The organism is Microbulbifer sp. SH-1, assembly GCF_011326135.1.
GTDB classification, from domain to species: domain Bacteria; phylum Pseudomonadota; class Gammaproteobacteria; order Pseudomonadales; family Cellvibrionaceae; genus Microbulbifer; species Microbulbifer harenosus.
Window position 1 is genome coordinate 716,931 of record NZ_CP046948.1, and the last position, 23,089, is coordinate 740,019.

Sequence of the window (23,089 nt, forward strand, 5' to 3'; positions counted from 1 at the left end):
AACAGCTTCAGCAAATCACGAATCGTTCACAGCGCGTCTCGGAACAGGCGACCGACAAGTAGTAGCGGAATTTATGGATATTTTTCACATTGTCATTCTGGCGTTAATCCAGGGCATTACCGAGTTCCTGCCCATCTCGAGTTCAGCGCACCTGATACTTCCCAATCAGGTTCTCGGGTGGCCGGACCAGGGGCTGGCATTCGATGTGGCAGTGCATTTCGGCTCACTGATGGCCGTGTTACTGTATTTTCGCAAGGAAGTCTGGCAACTGATCTGCGATGGGCTGGGCGGCTTTAGAACAGGGCAGTTTACGGATGAGGGGCGATTGGCATGGCTGATTGTGCTGGCAACCATTCCCGCCGGGGTTGCCGGCCTTGCCTTTAAAGATTTCATCGAAACCCATTTGCGTTCCTCCGCCGTCATTGCGGCTACCACCATCCTGTTCGGCCTGCTGTTGTGGTGGTCGGATGTGCACGGCAAGCGCAGGGACGATCTTCGTAAACTGAACTGGAAAAAGGCGCTGATGATTGGCGCTGCGCAGGCATTGGCATTGATTCCCGGTACGTCGCGTTCTGGAATTACCATGACGGCCGGACTGATGCTGGGGATGAATCGCGAGGCGGCCTCGCGTTTTTCTTTTTTGATGTCGATTCCCGTTATTGCACTCAGCGCACTGTTGCTTACCCTGGAGTTACTGGAAAGCGAGTCGGTGCCCTGGGACAGTATTGTTCTTGGCGTGATTCTTTCCGGTATCAGTGCCTACCTCTGTATTCACTTTTTCCTGCAATTCATCAATCGTATCGGTATGGCGCCTTTTGCCATTTATCGCCTGCTGCTGGGTGGCGCCCTGATCTGGCTGATACTGGCGCAATAGCTGGTTCCATAACAATCGGACGCAGGCGCGTGCCGGTGCAAGCGGGCCTGCCTGACATGAGGTGTATTTATGACAACCACAGTGGCATTTATTGGGCTTGGCGTAATGGGATATCCCATGGCGGGTTATCTTTCCAATGCCGGGTATCGGGTGCGGGTCTATAACCGCACCGCAAGCCGCGCCGACAAATGGCTGGAAGCCTATCGCGGTGAAGCTTTCGCGACGCCGGCGGAAGCGGCGCGTGGCGCCGAGTTTGTGTTTGCCTGCGTAGGTAACGACGACGACTTGCGCCAGGTCACCACCGGCCCGGATGGGGCTTTTCTCGGAATGGACCAGGACAGTGTGTTCGTGGATCACACCACGGCGTCGGCCAATGTCGCACGTGAACTCGCCGCTGCGGCGGCAGCGCAGGGTATTGGATTTCTGGATGCACCGGTTTCCGGTGGGCAGGCAGGTGCGGAAAACGGCGCGCTCACTATCATGGTCGGCGGTGACGAGAGCGTCTATCAGCGGGTCAAACCGTTGCTCGTGTGCTATGCCCGCGCCGTCAACTTGCTGGGCCCGGTGGGTAGTGGGCAACTGTGCAAGATGGTTAATCAGATCTGTATCGCCGGGGTGGTGCAGGGGCTCTCGGAAGGGCTGCATTTTGCCCGCGCCGCGGGGCTTGACGCCGCGCAAGTGGTGGAAGTGATCTCCAAGGGGGCGGCCCAGAGCTGGCAGATGGAAAACCGCTATAAGACCATGCTCGCTGGAGAGTACGAACACGGCTTTGCGGTGGACTGGATGCGCAAAGACCTCGGTATCGTGCTTGATGAGGCCAAGCGCAACGGCGCTTTGCTGCCGGTGACTGCGTTGGTGGATCAATTTTACAGTGAAGTGCAAGCGCTCGGCGGCAGCCGCTGGGATACTTCGAGCCTGTTTGCGCGCCTGACGAATATCCGCGATTTCAGCTGACCTGCGATACGCGCCTCAGGCCGGCAACCGTGAAAGTGCTCCTGCTTTCCGCCTACGATGCCGACAGTCACAAGCGCTGGCGGCGCGGCCTCGTGGCCGCGATTCCCGAATGGCAATGGACGGTGCTCACCCTGCCACCGCGTTATTTCAGCTGGCGGGTGCGCGGCAACAGCCTCAGTTGGGGGCGGGGTGAAGCCCGCGCATTGCTGCAGCAGCCCTGGGATCTGATCGTCACTACCTCAATGACCGATCTCGCCTCCCTGCGAGGGCTGGTGCCATCCCTTGCCAGTGTGCCCACGGCAGTCTATTTTCACGAAAACCAGTTTGACTATCCGCGCAGCAAAGATGCGGTGGCGAGTGTCGAACCGCAGCTTCTGAATATATACACGGCCCTTTGCGGCGACCTGTTGCTGTTCAATTCCGAATACAACCGCAGGACCCTGCTTGACGGCGCCGAAACGCTGCTGTTGAGATTGCCGGACCAGGTGCCGAAAGGTATCTGTGAGGAAATCGCCGGGAAATCCCGCGTATTGCCGGTGCCGCTGGAGGTCGCGGCGTATCAGATACCACAGACGAAGCCGTCTCGACCAACTTTTGTGTGGAATCATCGCTGGGAGTACGACAAGGGGCCGGACATATTGCTGGCTGCGGTGCAGCTTTTCGGAGGCTTGCAGATTCCCTTTACCTTGCATGTGGTGGGGCAACAGTTTCGGCGGCAGCCAGTGGAATTCACCCATCTACACCAGCTGCTGAAAGACCTTGGTGCGCAGGGGGTATGGGGTTATCGGGAGAGCCTCTCTGACTACCGCAATATTCTGAGGCAAAGCCATGCGGTTATTTCCACTGCCCGACATGACTTTCAGGGGCTTGCTGTGCTGGAGGCCGTGGCGGCAGGGTGTGTACCGCTGGTGCCGGATAATCTCGCCTATCCCGAGTGGTTTGGACCGGGCGGCTGGCGCTATAGCGGAGATGTCGCATTGAGCGCGGCAAATCTCGCCAATGTAATGGAGCGAAGTGCTCTGGCTGTTCAACGCGGTGTTGCTCTGCGTGTGCCGGATGTTTCCGGATTGAGCTGGAATGCCCTGCAAGGGGAATATCGCCAGCTGCTGGAGCAGTGTGCCGGGGCTGGCGCGCGCGTGGACTGAGCGTACCCCCTCGTGCGGGAAACAGGTATCATTCCGACGTGCATTCTCCGACAGCAACTCAGAAGAACGGAACAGCAAGGATTTATGAGCAAGCAGCGCGTACTCACCGGCATTACCACCACCGGAACCCCTCACCTGGGCAACTATGTGGGCGCCATTCGCCCGGCCATTGCCGCCAGTCAGGAGGAGAGCAATCAGTCTTTCTATTTCCTGGCGGATTACCACGCGCTGATCAAATGTCAGGACCCGGAACAGGTGCATCAGTCCACTCTTGAGATCGCCGCCACGTGGCTGGCGTTGGGGCTGAATACCGATAACGTAGTCTTCTACCGCCAGTCGGATATTACCGAGATCCCCGAACTGACCTGGCTGCTCACTTGCCAGACCGCCAAAGGGTTGATGAATCGCGCCCATGCCTACAAAGCGGCAGTAGACAGCAACCGCGACGATGGCCAGGACTCCGATTTTGGCATCACTATGGGCCTGTACAGCTACCCAATCCTGATGGCCGCCGACATCCTGATGTTCAGTGCCAACAAGGTGCCGGTAGGCAAGGACCAGATCCAGCATATTGAAATGGCACGGGATATCGGAGCCCGTTTCAACCATCACTACGGCGAGCATTTTGTGCTGCCGGAAGCGGTGGTGGATGAGAATGTCTCGGTATTACAGGGTCTTGATGGCCGTAAGATGAGCAAAAGTTACGGCAACACCATCCCGTTGTTCCTGCCGGAAAAACAGCTGAAAAAGCACATTAACAAGATCAAAACCAACCTGCTGGAGCCCGGGGAGCCGAAAGACCCGGATACCTCTACCGTGTTCCAGATCTGGCAGGCCTTTGCCGCGCCGGAGCAGGCCGCGGAAATGCGCAAGGCCTTCGAAGAGGGCATCGCCTGGGGTGAGGCCAAGAAGCAGTTGTTCGAGTTGATCAATGGCCAGATCGGTGAGGCCCGCGAGCGCTACAACGAACTGTTGGCCAATCCGGCGCAGATTGAGGTGGAACTGGAAAAGGGTGCGCACAAGGCCCGCGAATATTCCCGTCCGTTCCTGGCCAAGCTCCGCGAAGCTGTGGGTATCCGCAAGATCGGCTGAGCGACTGCTCGGGTGTGACTGTTACAGAACCCACCGGCCGGTGGGTTCATTCATTTCCATCTGCGGATTTCCCGGATCCCCGATTCCTACTCTGCCCAGACGTACCCTGGCCAGTGGCCCTCTGCTCCTCACTGGCTTTCCAGCGTGGACGCGGCGGTTTTTCCGCCCGGTTCGCCGGCCAGCCCTCCCGCTGGACCCCGCGCTCGCCATCGGATTCATCGGTCTGATCGTGGAAGAGGTGGACCTGTGTCTCGAATGGCATGTCGATACCAGCTTCATCCAAGGCTTCTTTCACCGCCTGAATCACCCGGGCACGGACGTGGGTCACGTCTGATTTTGCGCTGTTTGTCCACCAGCGCATGCTGATGGATACCCAGCTGGCTGACAAATCCCAGGGCAGGGCTTCCGGCGCCGGCTCATGCAGGACACCTTCGACGTCTGCCAGAGTATTGCGGATCACTTCGCAGGCCTGATCGATGTCATCGCTGTAGCCGATGCCGATTTCATACTCGCTGCGACGCCGGGTATGGGCCGTTTTCACGACGATTGCATTGGTATAAATGTCGCTATTCGGTACGACCACTCGCTCGCCGTCATAAGTGTCGATCAGCGTCGCGCGGGTTTCGATACGGTGCACGGTGCCCTCGAATTCGGCGACTTTGATCTGGTCACCTATGGCAAACGGCTGGCGCACGAGAATCAGAAGGCCCGCCAGCCAGTTTTGCAGGATGTCTTTGAAGGCAAAACCGATGGCGACGGAACCGACACCCAGCCCGGCAATGAGGTCTCCAGGCTTGAGGCTTGGCATGACAATGGTCGCGGCGAGCAGGAATCCCACCAGTACTAAGCACCATTTGACCAGGCTGCCGAGTACGTCGCCAAGGTTGTCCCGGGACCGGCGTTTGAGTTGCCGGCGGATCAGAAAACTTAGAACACTTCCGACTAAAAGGGCGAATAGCAATACCACCAATGCGACGGTGAAGTTGGGCAGCAACCGGATGGCGCCGTCCACCCAACTGTCGACCTGGTCAATTGCCGCGCTGTAGTCCGCGGAAACGGTTTGCTCCTTATCCGTTTCAGTACTCCGCGGTTCATTTTCCTGCATCTTGATCAGCATAATGGGATTGGAGTTAACCTGGGTTGCGCAGCCGGATATTCAGCGCGAAGTCCGCGCTCTCTCCATCCTGAGCGGCGCTGTGCATCAGGTAAATCAATACCCGGTAGGTACCGTCGCGGGGAAGAGTGGCGATAAAGTGCGAGTGGTGGCCGTGTCCCTTGTGCAATGCGCGCGGCGCTGCCGGCGCAGTGACATGATAGCTGGCCTGGCTGTTAGAACTCTGTATATCCAGCTCCAGCGATTGGCCGGTTCTGGCATCGATCAGGTATTCAATGGACTGATGACCATTGATTCTGGCGGTGATATGTGCGGTCTGACTGCGTGATGAGGTTACCTCACCAGGCTTGAGAGGGGCGTTGCGGAGCTCAACTTTTTCCTGCTGGACCGCGCCGGGCGAGCCTGCTCCGGCGGCGAATGACCCATTTGACTGGAACAGCAGCCATAGAAAAAGTAGAAGCCATCGTGATATCTGCACTGGATGCTCTAAAAAACTGTTGGAACCGGGCAACCAGTGTAGTTTCGGGGGGCGAGAATCAGTCGTCTGTGGTGTGCCCGGCTTCGCGCTGAAATTGTCCGAGCCGGAGATAGTGGATGACTTGGTCGGTGACGGTCTGGTTTTTCATCATGAAAACGTGTGTCACCGGCATCTCCAGGTGATCGTTCATGCCCGCGAGGCGCGTGCGCGAAACCGAGACCTTACCGTCATCTTTACTCGGCAGCAGGGTGGATAGAATCGGATTAATACTTCTGGTACCTGCAATAATTCCGACATCAAAATTCGCGGCCCCAAGCTGGTTAGGCTCGCTCATGTTGCGGGTGCCGAGCAGCAGCCCCGCACCGCCAAACATGAAGTGGAAGCCGGGAAATTTCCCGAGAATGAGGGATGTGCAGGGGTCAACTGACCTGAGTCTCCGCGAGCGGCTTCAATGTTTCCACAAACCGCTCGGGCTTCTCCTGAGTGACTACAATGGACCGAGCTGGCAGCTGGATGATCACCGCGCGGTTCCTGGGGGCGGAAAACTCACTGGCCGGTACAACTTGTATGGTCACGGGCAGTCGCCTTGGGCCGAAAGTGGATGGACACAGGGTGTTCCGGGAGTGTAATGGCACCGTGGAGCAAGGGGAAATCCCCGGTCATATTTGCCGTGACTGTCTAGTTTCAGCTCCCGGTCGGCGCTGTCGATTGCTATACTCCGCGCGCTTCAAGCTGTACCCAAATTCTGGAGAAATTCATGTCGGATTCACGCTGCGATATCGGTTTTATTGGCGCGGGCGTCATGGGGAAAAACCTCATTCTCAATCTCGTCGACAACGGATACCGTGTGTGTGCGTTTGACCTGGATCACAGTCGCCTGGAAGCCCTGAAAGCGCAGGACGTCCTGGAGCGCGGCGACCAGCCGCCGCGGGTGGAGGTCTGCAACTCCTACACAGAGCTGCTCGCACGGGTGAAAGCCCCGCATCTGGTGGTCCTTTCCGTGCCCGCAGGGGCACCGGTAGACGACGTGTGCAATAAGCTGCTGGACGCGGGGCTGCAAGCCGACGATATCGTGATCGATACCGGCAATAGCCTGTGGACGGACTCGGTCAAGCGCGCCAAACGCTATGAGGGCAAACTGATTTTCTTCACTACTGCGGTTTCTGGTGGTGAGGTGGGTGCCCGCTTTGGGCCATCGCTGATGCCAAGTGGCGATCGCTACGCCTGGGCGCGAATCGAGCCAGTGTGGCATGCCATTGCCGCTAAGGTGGATCCTGCCAGCGGCCAGCCCATTGAACGCTTTGAACCGGGCAATCCGGTCACCGAAGGCGAGCCCTGCGCGGCCTACATCGGCCCTATCGGTTCCGGTCATTTCGTAAAAATGGTACACAACGGTATCGAGTACGCCGATATGCAGATGATCTGCGAGGTGTACGACGTGATGCGCAGTGCTCTGGAAATGACCCCGGGGGAGATCGCCGCCGTCTTCCGGGAGTGGAACAAAGGAGTGCTCAACAGCTACCTGATCGATATCAGTGCAGAAGTGCTGGATACCCCCGATTCCGTCACCGGCAAACCTTTGGTAGATATGATTCTCGACCGCGCTGGCCAGAAAGGCACCGGTCTGTGGACCGCGGTGGACGCCCTGAAGCTGGGTTGCCCGGCGCCGAGCATTGCCGAAGCGGTTTTTGCCCGCGCGCTCTCCACTCGCAAGGTGCTGCGCACCCGTGCGGCGAAAAAACTGGTGGGACCGGACGTGGCGCCAGTGGCGAAAGGCGAGCGTGACGAGATCATCGCGCAGCTGCATGATGCGCTCTATTGCGCAAAAATCTGTGTGTATGCCCAGGGCTTCGATTTGATGAAACTCGCGGCCCGCGAACAGGGTTGGGAGCTGAATTTCGCTGAAATCGCACGGATCTGGCGCGCCGGCTGTATTATCCGCGCTGTATTCCTGCAATCCATCAGTGATGCCTATGAGCGGGATGTGAAACTCTCCAACCTGCTGCTGGATGAATTTTTTATCGAGCAGATTGCCAATCACCAGGGCAACTGGCGCCGTGCGGTGGCCGATGCCTCTCTCGGCGGTATTCCGGTGCCGGCGCTGTCTTCGGCGCTGAGCTACTACGACGCTTTCCGCCGCGAATCCCTGCCGGCCAACCTGCTGCAGGCGCAGCGGGATTTCTTTGGCGCACACACCTTTTCGCGGGTGGATCGGCCGGAGCAGGAAAAATACCACGTGCTGTGGGGTGAGCCCGGTCGGCCGGTGAAGAAAGTCTGAATGGAAAAACGCTTAGTAGAAATGACCGCAAACGCGGCCATTTTTCATTGGCAACACAACACTCAATGCGTGTGGGGAGGAAAACTGCGGAATGCCTCCACTACCGCCCGGTCCATGGACCGTTGCGGGTTGTCCAGCACCTGCCTGGTAATGGGGTGTGAAGTATGCCCGCGCCACACCAGGTGATTCTGGCGCACATCCTTCAGGTCGATGGTGAGGTGCCCGTCAGTGGTGTGGTTGATGTTGGCGTGGGCCCGGCCGAGATATGTGGTTCCCGGCATGCGGACCGCAGGATTTGCGCGCACCTGCACATTCACCAACAGGTCCGGGTTACTGCTTGGCATCAGGCCGCGAGCCATCAGCTGCCGGGAGACCTCATCCTGTGCCAGGGATATGGCGCGGCCGTTACTGCCGGTGATGGGGCCAAAACCAAATGTCTGATAAGGGCCTAAGGCTGCGGATGCGGTGTGCTGTGTATCCGGGCTGGCGCAGCCAGTGCCGGTAAAAATACCACCGAGCGTGGCGAGGGCAACCAGCGTTGACGCGGTCATCGTGCGGACAGTGTTATGGCGATTCTGTTTCATGGGCCAATCCCGAAACTACTCTGCTACTGACCCGCACCAGCTTAGTTTGGGATTGGCCTGAAACCACGTCCGTTGATAGCGGGGAAACTTCTCGGTCAGACTTCCTCGACTTCCTCTGCCAGTTGCCGGTCGCGCTCACTCTGGGTTGCGCGGGCGACAATCTCGTCGACGCTGGCGGTGTCGGTATTCACACCACCGAATGCCTGTAACAGGTCTTTCAGCAGCGCAGAAATTTCCAGGGTCATCACCGAAAATTCAATATCAAACCGTTGCGCGGCGCTGTCGGCATCCACATTGTCGGCTTTCTCGGTGACCGCATCACTGAATTTGAGGCGCTTGATCGCGAGCTGGTCGTCCACCATCAGCTCTACACCATCGCGCCAGACAAGTCCGAGTTTGTGCACCTGCATGCCGGCCACCAGGTGGTTGTGGATTTCCTCTGCGCACAGGTCCTGGTTCTTGCAGCGGATTACGCTGCCGGATTCCTGCGGGTCGCGCAGCTCGCACTCGTTGCCGAATTCAAAATTGGTTGGGGCTTCCGGTGCGGAGAGCCAGTGGGTCATGGATTGCTGGGGAATATTTTTTGCGGCAAGAGGTACCACGGACAGGCTGCTGATGGCTTCGCGCAGGTTTTCCAGCAGCTCTTCGGCGGCCTTGGCGGAAGAGGCGTTTACAACTATCCAGCCATCTTTGGGGTCGATATAGGCAAATTGCAGGCGTGAGCGGGCGAAGGCCTTGGGGCGCATTTCCAACAGCACTTCGTCTTTCAGATTCTGCCGCTCCTTGCGCCCCACACTGCGGGCCTCTTTGTCGGCGATGGCCTGTGCCAGTTCCTCGACTTTTTCATTCACCACTGCAGCGGGGATTACTTTCTCCTGCTTCTTCGCACATACCATCAGATAGCCGTTAGCGGCGTGTACCAGTTCGCTGCCGTGGCGCCCAAGCGGTGCCACCCAGCCATAGCGGGTCATATCCTGGCTTCCACACGGCGTGAAGGTAGTGGGTTCGAGCAGCTCGTTCAGCTGTTCGGCGGAGAGGTTGAATTCGCGGGTGAGGCGGTAGACGCGCAGGTTTTTAAACCACATACAGCAGGCCGTTTGTTGTCAGATTTATCGGGATCGTCAAAGCGGCCGCGCATTATCCAATGTATGCGGAAGTGGAGCCAGTCAAAATCGAGACTGGCAATTCGATCTCGCCCGGGGCGGCCGCGTGTTCTCTGTTTGCTAGATGTCCAGATTGCCTTGCTGGCTTTGTGTGTAAATGGTGTAGGGCAGAGCAACGGTATCGGTGGCCGCGGAGAAGACACTGTCGATCAGATACACCCCGACCAGTGGAGTGAAGTAAATGGAACTGCCGTTCGAGTTCAGTTTGCACATATTGTAAGCAACGCCGCTGTATACCCGCGGCATACTGATGCATGAGGATTTCTGCTTGTTGAGATTCGTCGCGATCTCCTGATCTGTACTTGTAAGCGTGGTGACAGTGCCACAACCAGAGAGAAGCAAGGAGCCAAGAGCGCAGGACAGAAAGGAAGCATATTTCATAGTTATACCTTCATATACAGATTTTTATTTTCTGATGTACAACACGATTGTGTGATTCACTTCTTAAGTGAAAGTTTCATCAATCTGGCCCGGCCGCTCGAATAGGTACGTGGGCTTGTGCTCCTGCAGTTCTAAGCGCGAGCCATACCCCCATAGTACTCCGGCGGCGTGGAGCTTGTTTTTATGTGCCGCACTCAAATCAAAGTGGCGGTCTCCGATCATAAGCGTGCGGGAGGTAATACGTCGCTCCGCTAAAAGCTTTTCCAGTTGCTGCCATTTGGCAATTCCCACATCGCCACCGCTAACAAACTCGAAATAGTGGTGAAGGTTGAACTGTTTAAGAATCCGCGTGGCAAAATCCGCGCGCTTGGAGGTGCAGACCGCGAGGCGAATACTGTCGTTGCGGCTCAGTTTTTCCAGCATCTCGGTGATGCCGGGGTAGAGTGTGTTCTCTGCATATCCGCTCTCACCATAGCGCTCGCGGTACTTGTCCACCATAGCGCGGATAAGCTTCTCGTCGCTGCTACCTGTCAGGTGGGCCATGGTCTGCTCCAGCGGCGGGCCAATGTGGAGCGTAAGCTCGCTGGCGGGGCGTGGGGTAAAATCGTGGAATTCGAGCGCGTGGTTCATGGAGTTGATGAAGCCCTCGGCCGGGTCACTCAGTGTGCCGTCCAGGTCAAAAAGCAGCCATTCGTAGTGGGCCATGGATCACTCCTTGCAAATTTATGTATCGTCGAATTCAGACTGCCAACGGCGCAAACTGGCCTCGGGTGAGACGTAGCAGATCCTGTGGTGCCAACTCAATTTCCAGCCCCCGTCGACCGGCGCTGACGAAAATGGTGGGCGCAGTTTCCGCCGAGTTGTGCAGAAAGGTCGGTAGAAGTTTTTTCTGTCCCAGCGGGCTTACGCCCCCGAGCACATAGCCGGATGAACGCACTACCTCGTTTTTATCCGCCATGGCGGCTTTCTTTGCGCCGGCGGCCCGGGCAATCAGCTTCATATTGAGCTGGCATTCCACTGGCAATATCGCCACGGCGAGGGACTTTCCATCCAGTGCGACCACCAGTGTTTTGAAAACCCTCTCCGGAGGCAGTCCGAGCTTCTCCGCGGCTTCCAGCCCGTAGGATTCGGCTGCAGGATCGTGGGTATATTCGTGGAGCTGGAAGGTGATTTTTGCTTTGATGGCGCTATTGACGGCAGGGGTCATTTCCAACGTTCCTGTCAGGTTTCGCGCATTTTCACCCGATTGCCCGCCAATTACAAAAAGGCCCGGTGAGTCTGCCGGGCCTTTTGGGGAAAAACAGCAAAGGTGAATCAGCGGCGGGGAATGGCCGCAACGACCTTGATAAAATAGGCCCAGAAATTCGCCACGCTCTGGATATGCACCCGTTCTTCCGGTGAGTGCGCACGACGGATGGTGGGGCCGAAGGAGACCATATCCCAATGGGGGTAGGGTTTGGCCAGCAGGCCGCATTCGAGTCCGGCGTGGATCACTTTAACGTCCGGCTCCCGGCCTTCCATCCCGCGGTAGACCTCTTTCATCAGAGCCAGTAGCGGGGACTGCATATTTGGTGTCCAACCCGGGTAGGCGTTGTCGAGGCTGGCCTCGGCGCCGGCGAGCTGGAAGGCGGCGGCCACGTTGAGACCGTGTTCATCGCGTGCACTGTCGGAGAGGCTGCGTACCAGGCATTGGATGCGCACGCGGCTGTTGCCATTTTCCGTTTCGGTAACGATCCGGGCGAGGTTGTTGGAGGTGTCGGCGATGCCCTCAAGTGCGGTGCTCATGCGCTCCACACCATTGGGACAGCAGCGGATGGCGCGGATCAGCTTTTGTTGGGATTGCGTGTCCATGACCGTTGCCGGGACATCACACTGTTCCAGAGTAATATCCAGTTTGGCTTCGTTGTCCAGCTCCGCCTTGATGACCGCCGCCACCGCCTGTACGACGTCCTGCAGTTGGGCGACTTTTTCTGCCGGGACGGCAATAACACTGAACGATTCCCTCGGAATGGCATTGCGCAGGCTACCGCCATCGAGGCTGGCGATACGCAACTCGGCAATTTGCGTCAGGCCGCTGTCGATCATACGGTTGGCGATCTTGTTGGCATTGCCCCGTCCCTTATCGATATCCAGTCCGGAGTGGCCGCCGCGCAGGCCGCGCACGCTCAGTTTGAATGCCTGGTATCCAGCGGGTGTTGGTTCCGCGGAGTAGGGCAGGGACACATTTACATCCACACCGCCGGCGCAGCCCACGTAGAGTTCGCCTTCATCTTCAGTGTCAAGGTTCAGCAGCAGTTCCGCTTCGAAGTGGCCCGGCTGCAGATGCTTGGCACCGGTCATGCCCGCTTCCTCGTCGATGGTCAGAAGAGCTTCCAGCGCGGGGTGCGGAATGTCGGTGGATTCCAGCAGGGCAAGGATCGCGGCTACACCAATGCCATTGTCTGCGCCGAGGGTGGTGCCCTCTGCGGTCACCCATTCGCCATCGATATAAGGCTTAATGGAATCGGTGAGGAAGTCGTGCTCGGTGTCGGCGTTCTTCTGCGGCACCATATCCACATGGCTCTGCATGGCCAGCGTTTTGCGGTCTTCCATTCCCGGGGTAGCCGGTTTCTTGATGATGACGTTGCCAATCTGATCCAGCTTCACATCGAGGCCGCGGCTTTGGGCGAATTCGACGATATACGCCACCACCTTGTCTTCGTGTTTGGATGGGCGTGGGATTTCGCACAGTTTGGCGAAATGCTTCCACAGAGGGGTGGGGTTGAGCGCGGCGATGTTTACCATGGAATTTCCTTGTATTTGGGCCCGGGGGTATAGACCGCAATCCGGGTGGGCCGAAAAAGGCCGCGGCGCTTGTGGCGCCGCGGCTGGAATTGAGTTTTGGAAACGGTACCGGGGATCAGCTGGCGGTGTCTTTGCTCTGCGCCGGGAGGGAATCCGCCTGTTCCTCCGGGGTATTTACCACCAGCTCCAGGGCAACCCGGCGCTTGTCGGTATCCACCGCGCTCACTTTGACTGGTACTTCCTGGTCCAGCTGGAAGCGTTCTTCGCCGCGGGAAATCCGCAGGCGCTTGCCATCAAACTCGAACGGATTCTTTTTGCCATTGAAACGAACAAATCCGTTGATGCCATTCTCTTCCAGGCGCACACCGATACCGGCCCCGTTTACCAGGGTGATCTTGCCGGTAAATTCTTCGCCCACCTTGCTTTCCAGGTACTGGCAGTAGAGCCATTGTTGCAGCGCGCGATCCGCCTGTCGGCCAGTGGCCACAGTCTGTTGAAGAGCTTCGCCCTGTTCGTCGTTGAGTGACGGAAGCTCGCCGCCGGCCTGGGCGGCACGCAGAGCGCGGTGGTTGTGCAGGTCGTTGAACTTGCGGATAGGGGAGGTGACGGTAGCGTAATGCGCGAGGCCGAGCCCCAGGTGCGGTGCTGCCTTGTTGGACAGCTCACCGGGACGCAGCATGCGCTTCAGCACGGCGAGCACATTTTTCATTTCCGCGTCTTCGCTGCTTTCGAGCTCCTTAACCAGTTGCAGGTACACCTCCAGTTGGTGCAGATCCTGCTCCGCATATACCGGCAGCACGTCTTTTAACAGCGCACGTATTTCGGCCATCCGTTCGTCGCGGAAGCCCAAGTGAATGGAGAAACAGCCGGTACCGATTTCCGCAAGCTTCTCACCGGCGCAGATGTTGGCCGCAAGCATGGCTTCTTCCACCATCCGTTGCGCGGCGGTGCGCTCCTGCTTTTCGATGCGCTCAATCTTGCGCTGCTCGTTCAATACCAGCTCGTAGTCGGGACGGTCTTCCATCATCAGGGAGTGGCCAGCGCGGTAGCTGGCGCGGGCCTTGCTCAGGCTGTCGAGCAGGCGCAGGCTCTGGTGTTGGTCGGCGGGCACCGCGTTGTCGTCGCCCTCAATGAAGCGCGCCACCTGGTTGTAGCTCAGTTTGTGCCGGGAGCGGATGGCGGCAAATTCATACTCAAAGCCATTCAGAGCACCATCCGCACCGACCGCGATATGCAGCACCAGTGCCGGACGCAGCTCGCCCGCCAGTAGTGAGAAGCTGTTTTCGCACAGGCTCGCTGGCAACATCGGCAGGGTTTCACCGGTCAGGTAAACGCTGTTGGCGCGCTGGCGCGCTTCCTTGTCGAGAGGCGAGCCGGGCTCAATCAGGCTCGAAGGGTCAGCCACAGCGATGTGTAGATTCCAGCCGTTCTCGGCGGTAGTGACCGCGAGGGCGTCGTCCATATCCTGTGTGGTTTCGGCGTCGATGGTAACAAAGCCCAGTTCCGAAAGGTCCTGGCGTTCTGCGCACAGCGTCTCCAGCGTTGCCGGAATGGACGCGGCCTGTGCGAGGGCGGCTTCACTGAACTGGTTCGGCAGGCGGTGCTGGGCGACGATGAATGCATGCTCGATACCGGCCATATCCGGCTTGCCGATCACACTCTCCACCTTTGCCTGGGACTTGCCGTCCTTGAAAGGGTGGCGGGCGATAGAGCAGGCGATGAACTCACCCGGCTGTGCCTTGCCGCGGGCCTTGGGTGGCAGAAAGATCCAACGTGACAGGCCTTGTTCGCTGGGCTGGATGAAATGGCCCTGCCCGCGCTGGATGTACTGGCCCACCAAATACGAGAGGTTCGATTCGATCAGTTGGTCCAGTTCGGCCGTGAGTTTTCCCTGCTCCTCTTCGGTCAGGCTTACGCGCACCCGGTCGCCGGGGAAAACCCGGTCCATCTCTGACGGCGGCAGGAATGCCTCGCGGCCATCGTCAAGAACAATGAACCCAAATTTGCCGCTGCTGCCTCGCACTCGCCCCTCGGCAAATTCCTTGGAGGAGCGGATTTCGGTTTTCAGCTGTGTCAGCTGCTTGAGGGCGTCGGCGTTCAGCATGGAGACTTCTCTGGTGGTTTCTCGGGGGTTCTCTGCGCAGAGCAAGGTTTTGTTGGGCGCGGATTCTACCAGACGGACGATTACAGGCCAGCTGAGTAGGCGACACAATGCCTGCAGGCCAGGTGACTGCGGGACGCCTGCTATTTCGCAAGGTTGGTTTATCCTAAAAAATGTCGATGTGGGGGATGAGGTTGATACCTAATGGTCTAAATGCGCAAAGATCGCAATGCCCATACGGTGCCTGAGGCTATATTCTTAGGGACCCAGAATAATGCGCGGTTGCGGACAGAGCCGACAAAATCGGTCGAGTCTGGCGCCGTTGTAAAACCGGCCTCCGGAGAGGAATGAAATGAGCATATTTTCCCACCCCGCATACGATAATCACGAAGAAGTGGCGTTTTACCACGATGCCAAAAGCGGGTTGAAAGCGATTATCGCGGTCCACAACACCAATCTGGGCCCGGCCCTCGGCGGCTGCCGCATGTGGCCCTATGCCGATGATTCCGAAGCATTGAATGACGTGCTGCGCCTTTCGCGCGGTATGACCTACAAGTCCGCTATGGCCGGACTGAAGCTGGGCGGCGGCAAGTCTGTGATTATCGGTGACCCGCGCAAGCAGAAAACGCCGGAACTGCTGCGCGCCATGGGCGATTTCCTCAATACGCTTGGCGGTCGTTATATAACGGCGGAAGATTCCGGCACCAGCGTGGCGGATATGCAGATCATTGCTGAGCGCAGCAAGTTCGTCTCCGGAGTTATTGCCGGCCAGGAACACGGCGGCGATCCCTCACCGTCCACCGCTTATGGCGTTTTTGTGGGCCTCAAGGCCGCGGCTGCGCATCGTTGGGGGCGCACGGATCTGGCCGGCCTCAAGGTCGCCATTCAGGGCGTGGGCAATGTAGGTTTCCGCCTGGCCAAACTACTGAAAGAAGCTGGCGCTGAGCTCTACGTCACCGATATTTTCCAGGACAACATTGACCGTGCGGTGGATGAGCTGGGTGCGACCGCTGTGGGCGCCGACGAAATCTTCGATCTGGACGTAGACCTGTTCGCTCCCTGTGCAATGGGTGCCATTCTCAACGACAACACCATCAGCCGTTTGAGGGTAGGTGCCATCGCTGGCGCCGCCAACAACCAGCTGGCGGAAGAGCGCCACGCGCAGGTGCTGAAAGAGAAGGGCATTCTGTATGCGCCGGACTATGTGATCAACGCCGGTGGCATCATTGACGTCTACTACCAGCAGCTTGGTCAGGAGCAGGGCGAATACAACGCCGAGCAGGTAAAAGCCCATATCGAGACCATTGGTACGACCATGCGAGAAGTTTTCCAGCGCGCCGACGAATCCGGTGAAACCACCGCGCATGTGGCCGATCGTATCGCCGAGGAGCGTTTTGGCCATAAAGACGCGCTCAACAAAGCCGATTCCGCAGCCGCGTAGTGTGGCGTTAGCGCGCATTCTGACTGCTATTTACACCAGTCTCCCTGACGACGTCATCGTCCCTCTGTGAAGTAATTTCGGGCGCTACGGCGCCCGCTTTTTCGCCTACACTTTTATCCGCTTGCACTATTCACCGGTATTCGCGCCCGGGGAACCTCCTCGGTAATTGTTCAGTCAGAGAAGATATTTCCGTCTCTGCGCGACGTCGATCACATTTTCCAGGACTTACCGAGGCATTCAGGATAAATGACAATGAACATGCGACACGCATCATGGCCCGCTCGCCTGCTTACGATAGTACTTCTGACCGCTGTGGTCGGTTGCGACCGGCACCAGGACACAGCGGGTGCGAAGGAAAGCGTGCACAAGGCGCTGAGCGTCGACAAGGAGGCGGCGGCAAGCAGCAAGGCTGCGGCCAGTGGCAATGCGGCGTTTGTGGCACCGCCGAAAATCGAACTGCCATTCCACAAGGAAACGCTCGACAACGGGCTCACCGTTATCGTGCACGAGGACCACAAGGCGCCGGTAGTGGCGATCAATATCTGGTACAAGGTAGGTTCCAAGGACGAGACCCGCGGCAAAACCGGGTTTGCCCATCTGTTTGAGCACCTGATGTTCAACGGTTCGGAAAATTTCCCTGGCGAATACTTCGAGCCTTTCCAGCGCTCCGGTGCCACCGATATGAACGGCACCACCAATAACGACCGTACCAATTATTTTGAAACCGTCCCCAAGGGCGCGCTGGATATGGCGTTGTGGATGGAGTCCGACCGCATGGGGCATTTCAAGGGCGCCATCAGTCAGGAAAAACTCGATGAGCAGCGGGGTGTGGTCAAGAACGAAAAGCGCCAGGGGGAAAACGCCCCCTATGGGCAGGCGTTCGATCTGATTGCCGCCAATACCTTTCCGTCTGATCACCCTTATTCATGGACTACCATCGGCTCCATGGACGATCTGGATAATGCCAGCCTCGAAGACGTCAAACAGTGGTTCTCGGATTACTACCAGCCTGCCAATGCGATCCTGGTTATCACTGGCGATATCACGGTCGAGGAGGCGATGAAAAAAGCCCGCCAGTACTTTGGCGGTATCCCCAGCACCTCCGTACCACCGGAGTTGAAAAACTGGGAGCTGCCAAGTCAAGTCAACAAGCGCCTTGAAATTACCGACCAGGTACCGCAGACCCGCATTTACAAAGTGTGGAATGTTCCGGCGGTTGGCAGCGATGAAGAAAACGCGCTGGATCTGCTGACTTCGCTGTTGGCGAATCGCAAGAACTCCCTGCTGTATCGCCGTCTTGTGCGTGAAGAAAAGGTGGCCACCAACGTCAGTGCGTTCTATTACGGCCGCCAGCTTGCGGGCCAGCTGATTGTCATGGTCGATGTGAAGCCCGGGCAGTCGGTGGAGAAAGTGGAGAAGCTTCTCGACAAGGAACTGCGAGAATTCGCCCGCAGCGGCGTTAATGACGATGAGCTGCGACGAATCAAACAAAGTGAGTTCGCAGGCCTGGTAAAGGGGCTGGAAAAGATCGGCGGCTTCGGTGGCAAGTCGGATATTCTCGCCAGTTCGGAGTTTTATTATGGAGACCCGGGTGCATTTGTGAATGGACTCGATGATTACGCAGGTGTATCCGCGCTTGATGTGCAAAATGTGGCGCAACAGTGGCTTAAGCCCCAGCACTTCACATTGATCATCAACCCCAAAGAAAAATATGCTGCGGTCGAAACCGATGTGGATCGCAGTAAACTGCCGGCAGTGGACAAGACGGTTGAGCTCGAACTGCCGGAACAGCAGACCTTCACTCTGGATAACGGACTGAACGTGGTGCTGGCCGAGCGCCACGACACACCCGTTGTACTCATGAGTCTCCAGTTCCGCAGTGGCGCGGCCACCGACGGCGATAGACCGGGACTTGCCTCTGTGGCTGCCCGTATGCTGAGCGAAGGCGCCGGCAACTACGACAGTCTCGCGTTCAGCGCCCGCCAGGAAGAGCTGGGCGCGAGTATCGGCGCCGGCAGTGGTCTCGACTACAACACGCTGAGTCTCAGCGCGTTGAAATCCCAGCTGCAGCCGTCGCTGGAACTGTTCCGCGATGTCATTTCCAGCCCGCTGTTCCCTGAAGAAGATCTGGCTCGGGTTAAATCCAACTGGTTGGATGCCATTCGTCAGGAAGAGGCCCAGCCCCAGGGGCTGGCGATGCGCAAATTGCCGCCGTTACTGTTCGGCCAGGAGCATCCCTACGGTGTGCCGTTGACCGGTTCCGGAACACCGGAGGCGATAAAATCCATCACCCGCGAAGATTTAGTGAATTTCCATAACACCTGGCTGCGCCCGGACAATGCCCAGCTTACCGTGGTGGGCGATGTCACCAAAGACGAACTCAAGAAGCTTCTTAACGAAACGCTCGGTAGTTGGCGCGCACCCAGGGAGCCGCTGCCGGAGTTGGCTATTCCCCAAGTCGCCAGGCCGGACAAACCGCGCATTTACCTGCTTGACCGCCCGGGCGCCCAGCAGAGTTACATCATGGCTGGACTGGTAATGCCCGAGTGGAATCCGGAAGACGCCGAAGCTTTCGATGCAATGGCCTCTGCCATTGCTGGAAAATTCACCTCGCGTATCAATATGAACCTGCGGGAGGACAAACACTGGTCCTATGGCGCGCGCGCCGTGTCACTGGATACCGAGGGGCAGCGTCCGTATATCGTGTTTGCGCCTGTTCAGACCGACAAGACCGCACAGGCCATACAGGAGTTGCTGAAGGAATTCAGGGCATACCTGAGTACGCGTCCTATTGAAGAAAAGGAACTTAAGGATTACCAGGACGACGAAGTGCTCAAGCAGAGTGCCCAGTTCCAGACCAAAGGGCAGCTGCTGTCCACTATTGCCTGGCAGGTAGAAAAAGGATTGCCGCCGGAGTATATCGCTGACTATCCCCAGCGCGTCAGCGCCCTGACCATCGAACAGGTGGCGGCGGCGGCGAAGGAATACCTTGCGCCGGACCAGTTTACCTGGATGGTGGTGGGTGACCTGAGCAAGATCCAGAAGGATATTGAGGCACTGGGTATCGGGCAAGTGGAAGTGATTCCATCCAGCGAATAGCGGTATTTGCGTTTACACATCAGGTCCCATGGAAGCCCGGCGGCAAGTACGCCGGGCTTTTTTTATAACGCGAAAGTGCGCTACATTGGCCCGCCGTGGTAGTGGCTAAACGGCAAGTCACGAGTAACACACCAAAAATCACTATAAAAATGGGTCGAAGTGACCCGGGGGCGCAATGTTTACTCCTTTCGCAAAACCGCACTCCGCAATCCGCGGTTTCAGCAATCTGCTGGCAATCACTCTATTGGCCTGGTCTTCCCTGTCCTGTGCGGAAAATATTGCCGTGCAGGCCGGCTGGTTGTTCGACAGCGAACGCGGCCGACTGCAACACCAACGCACGGTACATATTGTGGACGGCAGAGTGGAATCCGTGGAGCGCGGATTTACCCGGCGCAGTGGAGAGCGCGTTATCGACCTTCGCGCATTTACCGTGTTGCCCGGATTGATGGATATGCACACCCACCTCGCGTTTGAGTATGGTCCGCGGACCTACACTGAGACTTTCACCTGGAACCCCGCGGATTACACGTTGCGCGCGGTCAATACCGCCGAACGCACGTTGATGGCAGGTTTTACCACGGTGCGGGACCTGGGAGACAGGGCCAACGTCACCATCAGTTTGCGCAACGCCATCAATCGCGGCGAGATTGTTGGCCCGCGGGTGTACACCGCCGGGAAGTCCATCGCTACCACCGGGGGTCACGCCGATCCCACCAACGGCTACCGCCAGGATCTGATGGGCAGCCCAGGCCCGGCTGAGGGTGTGATCAATGGGACGGCCAGCGCTCGTGAAGCGGTGCGGCAGCGCTACAAGGATGGTGCGGACCTGATCAAGATCACGGCCACCGGTGGCGTGCTGAGTGTGGCCAAGAGTGGCCAGAATCCACAGTTCATGCAGGATGAACTGGAGGCTATTGTTGCAACGGCGAAAGACTACGGTTTTACCGTGGCAGTTCACGCCCATGGCAAGGAGGGGATGGAGCGGGCGATCCGCGCAGGTGTGGATTCTGTGGAGCACGGCACTTACATGGACGCGGAAACCATGGCGCTGATGCTGGAGCACGGCACCTGGTATGTGCCGACGCTGATGGCGGGCGATTGGGTTACCCAGAAGGCGACGGTGGAGGGATTCTTCCCGGATATGGTGCGCACCAAGGCGGCAACCATTGGTCCGCTGATCCAGGATACCTTCCAGCGCGCGCACAAAAAGGGAGTGAAAATCGCCTTCGGTACCGATACCGGTGTCAGTCGCCACGGGGACAATGCGAAGGAATTTTCCCTGATGGTGCGTGGTGGCATGAGCCCCGCTGATGCCATTCGCGCAGCCACCCTGAACGCGGCACAGTTGCTGAAAATGGAAGACGAACTCGGAAGCATCGCCCCGGGTAAGTGGGCGGATATGATCGGGGTGGTTGGCAATCCGCTGGAAGATATTACCGCGTTGGAGCGGGTGCGGTTTGTGATGAAGGGTGGGGAAGTGTTTAAACAGCCGGAGTAAATTTAATCTGCAGTAAGCAGAGCCCAAAATAGAGTATTAAAAATGCTTGATCACACAGTTGGACGTCTCGCGAAGGTACCGCTGCACCGGCAGCGGTACCGCCACAGAACCTGCTTAGTGTGAGCAGGTGCCGTGGCACTATCTTATTTCGTCAGCTCAAACACCAGTTCCAGATTCACCGAAACCGAAGTCTCACCCACCGCAACCGGTGTACCGGCGCTGTCTTTGGCGGAAGCCATTTCCGCGCGCATCATCGGACGCGGTATGCCGCCGTGGCTGCCCTCAGAAATGCTCACGATTCTGCGTACCTTGGTGCCGAGCGCATCCGCATAGGATTCTGCGCGCGCCTGGGCCTGTTTCAGGGCTTTCTCGCGGGCTTCCGCCAGCAGGGGCTCCGGCTCACCGATGGAGAAGCTGGGGCCGTGAATCTGGTTGGCACCTTCCGCCGCGAGAAGGTCGATCACCTTGCTCAGCTCATCCAGTTTGCGCACCGTAATATTTACATTGTTGTGCGCCTGATAACCCAGCAACTGACGCTCGCGATTGGGTTGATAGTCGTAGCGGGGCATGAGGTTGATACCGCTGGTTTGTATGTCCTTGTCGTCGATACCGGCCTTTTTGATGGCTTTCATCAGTTTGTCCATCTGCGCGGCGTTAGCCTGCATCGCCGCGTCGCTTTCGCTCGCTTCGGTAATTACACCTGCGGAAATATTCGCGATGTCCGGTGCGCGGCTGGCTTCCGCCTGGGATGAGATGGAAATCAGCGTGCCGGAAGGGCGCTTGTCGGCATCGCTGCCACAACCGGTGGCGAGTATAGCGAGACCTGCAAGCAGGCCAGCGGAAAACAGTTTCATAGTCTTTTGCATGGCGAATCCTTAATATTGCCAGTAACACTTGTTGACGACGCGTATTGTTGCGCCGGAAAGATGAATATCAGGTGAATAGACGTTCGAAAGTTTCTTCTTCAGGGTGGTAGAGCGCAAATCCAAGTCGCAGTAATTGCTGGCGGCGATCGCAGAGTACATTTTTCTGCCGCAGTTCCGCCTGCAGTGTTTCCGCGTTTTCCGCACTGCCGCAGCGGAAGGTGAAAAAATGCCCGTGGCCGTTTTCCAGGTCGTGGGCGATGAGGTTGCCGCGATTCAATAGTGGATGATCGGCGGCGTCCATGGCGGCGAGAAAGCGCCGCTGATTGCCCAGTACGTATTTGTGGATGCTCTCCACGGTGATGCCTTCGCGCTCGTACAGGTCCAGCACCGCCAGCGCCTTGTACAGCGGCGAGTAGTCCATGGTGGCGCCGGCGAAGCGCAGCCAGTTGTTGCCAAAGCCCACCCCCTCCGCGCGGTTTTCCAGTTCCGCCATTTCCGCAAACCAGCCGGTATTGAGCGGGCGCAGCTGGCAGTCCCGGGGGATGGTCATAAAACACATACCTTCGCCCGCACCGAGGTATTTATAGGAACCCGCGGTGTAGAACACCTTGTCGGCAATGGCGGAGAGATCCGTAGGGCGGGCAAAGAACGCGTGGTAGCCGTCGATCACCATCTGGGTGGCATCCGGTTTGCGTGTGGCGAGTTCCAGCAAACCGGGGAAAGCGACCCCGGAATCGAAAAACACCTGGCTGGCGTAGGCCAATTGGTAGTTGCCACTCTGCAGTTCCTGCTCGAAGCGCTGGGGCAGGGTGGCGAAAGGCTGGGTGGCAATACGCACCACATCCACATTGGGTAGCTCTTCCAGGCGCAACAGCTGGCGGGAGAAGCTATAAAACTCTCCATCGGTGGTGAGAATGCGCAGGGGCTTATTCAGATCGAGCGCGCTGATCAACCGGTACACAAGCTCGTGAGTGTTGGGTGCCAGTGCAATCTGCTGCGGCGCTGGAAGGTTCAGGGCCGCGGCGATGCCGCGCTGGAAGGCGGGGATCTTTTCACCGAAAATCTTCTCCCACTTGCTATCGGCCATCTGCGCCGCGTCCTGCCAGTAGGCGTTGATGGCCTCCAGGGTGACGTCGGGCCAATAGTGGTGAGAGTGGCACGCCATATGCAGAACCGGCAGGTCGCATGTGGCCGGGGCCGCCTTTTGGGCAGCCTGTAAAAAATGACGATAGTATTT

Annotated in this window: 21 protein-coding genes; 8 read left to right on the forward strand and 13 right to left on the reverse strand. The window is 57.9% G+C overall.

Annotation, left to right across the window (positions count from 1 at the left end; all coding sequences use genetic code 11):
* Positions 1–73: 73 nt before the first annotated feature.
* The 4 genes from GNX18_RS03240 to GNX18_RS03255 all read left to right on the forward strand — a co-directional run bounded on the left by GNX18_RS03240 (position 74) and on the right by GNX18_RS03255 (position 4,065).
* Positions 74–874: an undecaprenyl-diphosphate phosphatase gene (locus GNX18_RS03240; RefSeq protein ID WP_138235300.1), complete on the forward strand. Its 801-nt coding sequence runs from the start codon at positions 74–76 to the stop codon at positions 872–874.
* A gap of 69 nt (positions 875–943) precedes the next feature.
* Positions 944–1,828: an NAD(P)-dependent oxidoreductase gene (locus GNX18_RS03245; RefSeq protein WP_166215374.1), complete on the forward strand. Its 885-nt coding sequence runs from the start codon at positions 944–946 to the stop codon at positions 1,826–1,828.
* Between the two features lie 29 nt (positions 1,829–1,857).
* Positions 1,858–2,973, forward strand: a complete 1,116-nt coding sequence (locus GNX18_RS03250; protein WP_166215376.1) for a DUF3524 domain-containing protein — start codon at positions 1,858–1,860, stop codon at positions 2,971–2,973.
* An 84-nt stretch (positions 2,974–3,057) separates the two neighbouring features.
* On the forward strand, positions 3,058–4,065 hold the full coding sequence (locus GNX18_RS03255) for a tryptophan--tRNA ligase (protein WP_166215378.1): 1,008 nt from the start codon (positions 3,058–3,060) through the stop codon (positions 4,063–4,065).
* Between the two features lie 46 nt (positions 4,066–4,111).
* On the opposite strand, the gene GNX18_RS03260 is transcribed toward GNX18_RS03255, so the two are convergent.
* Genes GNX18_RS03260 through GNX18_RS03275 form a run of 4 tightly spaced genes read right to left on the reverse strand, consistent with a single transcriptional unit; the run spans position 4,112 to position 6,232 of the window.
* A complete protein-coding gene (locus tag GNX18_RS03260; protein ID WP_240914193.1) occupies positions 4,112–5,182 on the reverse strand; it encodes a mechanosensitive ion channel family protein in 1,071 nt (356 codons plus the stop codon).
* A 13-nt stretch (positions 5,183–5,195) separates the two neighbouring features.
* A complete protein-coding gene (locus tag GNX18_RS03265; protein WP_166215380.1) occupies positions 5,196–5,657 on the reverse strand; it encodes a hypothetical protein in 462 nt (153 codons plus the stop codon).
* A gap of 58 nt (positions 5,658–5,715) precedes the next feature.
* Positions 5,716–6,030 (reverse strand): hypothetical protein, encoded by a 315-nt coding sequence (locus GNX18_RS03270; protein WP_205828045.1) that lies wholly within the window; start codon positions 6,028–6,030, stop codon positions 5,716–5,718.
* A gap of 46 nt (positions 6,031–6,076) precedes the next feature.
* A complete protein-coding gene (locus GNX18_RS03275) occupies positions 6,077–6,232 on the reverse strand; it encodes a hypothetical protein (protein WP_166215382.1) in 156 nt (51 codons plus the stop codon).
* A gap of 182 nt (positions 6,233–6,414) precedes the next feature.
* On the opposite strand from GNX18_RS03275, the gene gndA reads away from it, so the two are divergent.
* Positions 6,415–7,935, forward strand: a complete 1,521-nt coding sequence (gene gndA / locus GNX18_RS03280) for an NADP-dependent phosphogluconate dehydrogenase (RefSeq protein ID WP_166215384.1) — start codon at positions 6,415–6,417, stop codon at positions 7,933–7,935.
* Between the two features lie 62 nt (positions 7,936–7,997).
* Here the strand turns inward: gndA and GNX18_RS03285 are convergent, their stop codons facing one another.
* The 7 genes from GNX18_RS03285 to GNX18_RS03315 all read right to left on the reverse strand — a co-directional run bounded on the left by GNX18_RS03285 (position 7,998) and on the right by GNX18_RS03315 (position 14,951).
* Positions 7,998–8,519: a DUF4136 domain-containing protein gene (locus GNX18_RS03285; RefSeq protein ID WP_166215386.1), complete on the reverse strand. Its 522-nt coding sequence runs from the start codon at positions 8,517–8,519 to the stop codon at positions 7,998–8,000.
* A gap of 95 nt (positions 8,520–8,614) precedes the next feature.
* Entirely contained in the window at positions 8,615–9,604 is a 990-nt protein-coding gene (rdgC, locus tag GNX18_RS03290) for a recombination-associated protein RdgC (protein WP_166215388.1), read from the reverse strand.
* A 138-nt stretch (positions 9,605–9,742) separates the two neighbouring features.
* Entirely contained in the window at positions 9,743–10,063 is a 321-nt protein-coding gene (locus tag GNX18_RS03295) for a YceK/YidQ family lipoprotein (protein ID WP_138235307.1), read from the reverse strand.
* 63 nt (positions 10,064–10,126) lie between these two features.
* Positions 10,127–10,768, reverse strand: coding sequence for an HAD hydrolase-like protein (locus tag GNX18_RS03300; protein WP_166215390.1), 642 nt, complete (start codon positions 10,766–10,768; stop codon positions 10,127–10,129).
* Between the two features lie 34 nt (positions 10,769–10,802).
* The gene (ybaK, locus tag GNX18_RS03305; protein ID WP_138235309.1) at positions 10,803–11,270 is read right to left on the reverse strand and encodes a Cys-tRNA(Pro) deacylase; all 468 of its coding nucleotides are present in this window, start codon (positions 11,268–11,270) and stop codon (positions 10,803–10,805) included.
* 107 nt (positions 11,271–11,377) lie between these two features.
* Positions 11,378–12,847 (reverse strand): aminoacyl-histidine dipeptidase, encoded by a 1,470-nt coding sequence (locus tag GNX18_RS03310; protein WP_166215392.1) that lies wholly within the window; start codon positions 12,845–12,847, stop codon positions 11,378–11,380.
* A gap of 115 nt (positions 12,848–12,962) precedes the next feature.
* A complete protein-coding gene (locus GNX18_RS03315) occupies positions 12,963–14,951 on the reverse strand; it encodes a VacB/RNase II family 3'-5' exoribonuclease (RefSeq protein ID WP_166215394.1) in 1,989 nt (662 codons plus the stop codon).
* Positions 14,952–15,300: 349 nt separating this feature from the next.
* Between GNX18_RS03315 and GNX18_RS03320 the strand changes: the two genes are divergently transcribed.
* The 3 genes from GNX18_RS03320 (at position 15,301) to GNX18_RS03330 (ending at position 20,986) form a co-directional block, all read left to right on the forward strand.
* Positions 15,301–16,389: a Glu/Leu/Phe/Val dehydrogenase gene (locus tag GNX18_RS03320; protein ID WP_166215396.1), complete on the forward strand. Its 1,089-nt coding sequence runs from the start codon at positions 15,301–15,303 to the stop codon at positions 16,387–16,389.
* Between the two features lie 252 nt (positions 16,390–16,641).
* A complete protein-coding gene (locus tag GNX18_RS03325) occupies positions 16,642–19,488 on the forward strand; it encodes a pitrilysin family protein (protein WP_166215398.1) in 2,847 nt (948 codons plus the stop codon).
* 175 nt (positions 19,489–19,663) lie between these two features.
* Entirely contained in the window at positions 19,664–20,986 is a 1,323-nt protein-coding gene (locus GNX18_RS03330; RefSeq protein WP_166215400.1) for an amidohydrolase family protein, read from the forward strand.
* Positions 20,987–21,129: 143 nt separating this feature from the next.
* Here GNX18_RS03330 and GNX18_RS03335 read toward each other — a convergent pair whose 3' ends face one another.
* Both GNX18_RS03335 and GNX18_RS03340 read right to left on the reverse strand, forming a co-directional pair.
* Entirely contained in the window at positions 21,130–21,852 is a 723-nt protein-coding gene (locus GNX18_RS03335) for an SIMPL domain-containing protein (RefSeq protein ID WP_240914194.1), read from the reverse strand.
* A 67-nt stretch (positions 21,853–21,919) separates the two neighbouring features.
* Positions 21,920–23,017 carry a hypothetical protein gene (locus tag GNX18_RS03340; RefSeq protein WP_240914196.1) on the reverse strand — a complete coding sequence of 366 codons (1,098 nt, stop codon included), beginning with the start codon at positions 23,015–23,017 and terminating at the stop codon, positions 21,920–21,922.
* Between the last annotated feature and the right edge of the window lie 72 nt (positions 23,018–23,089).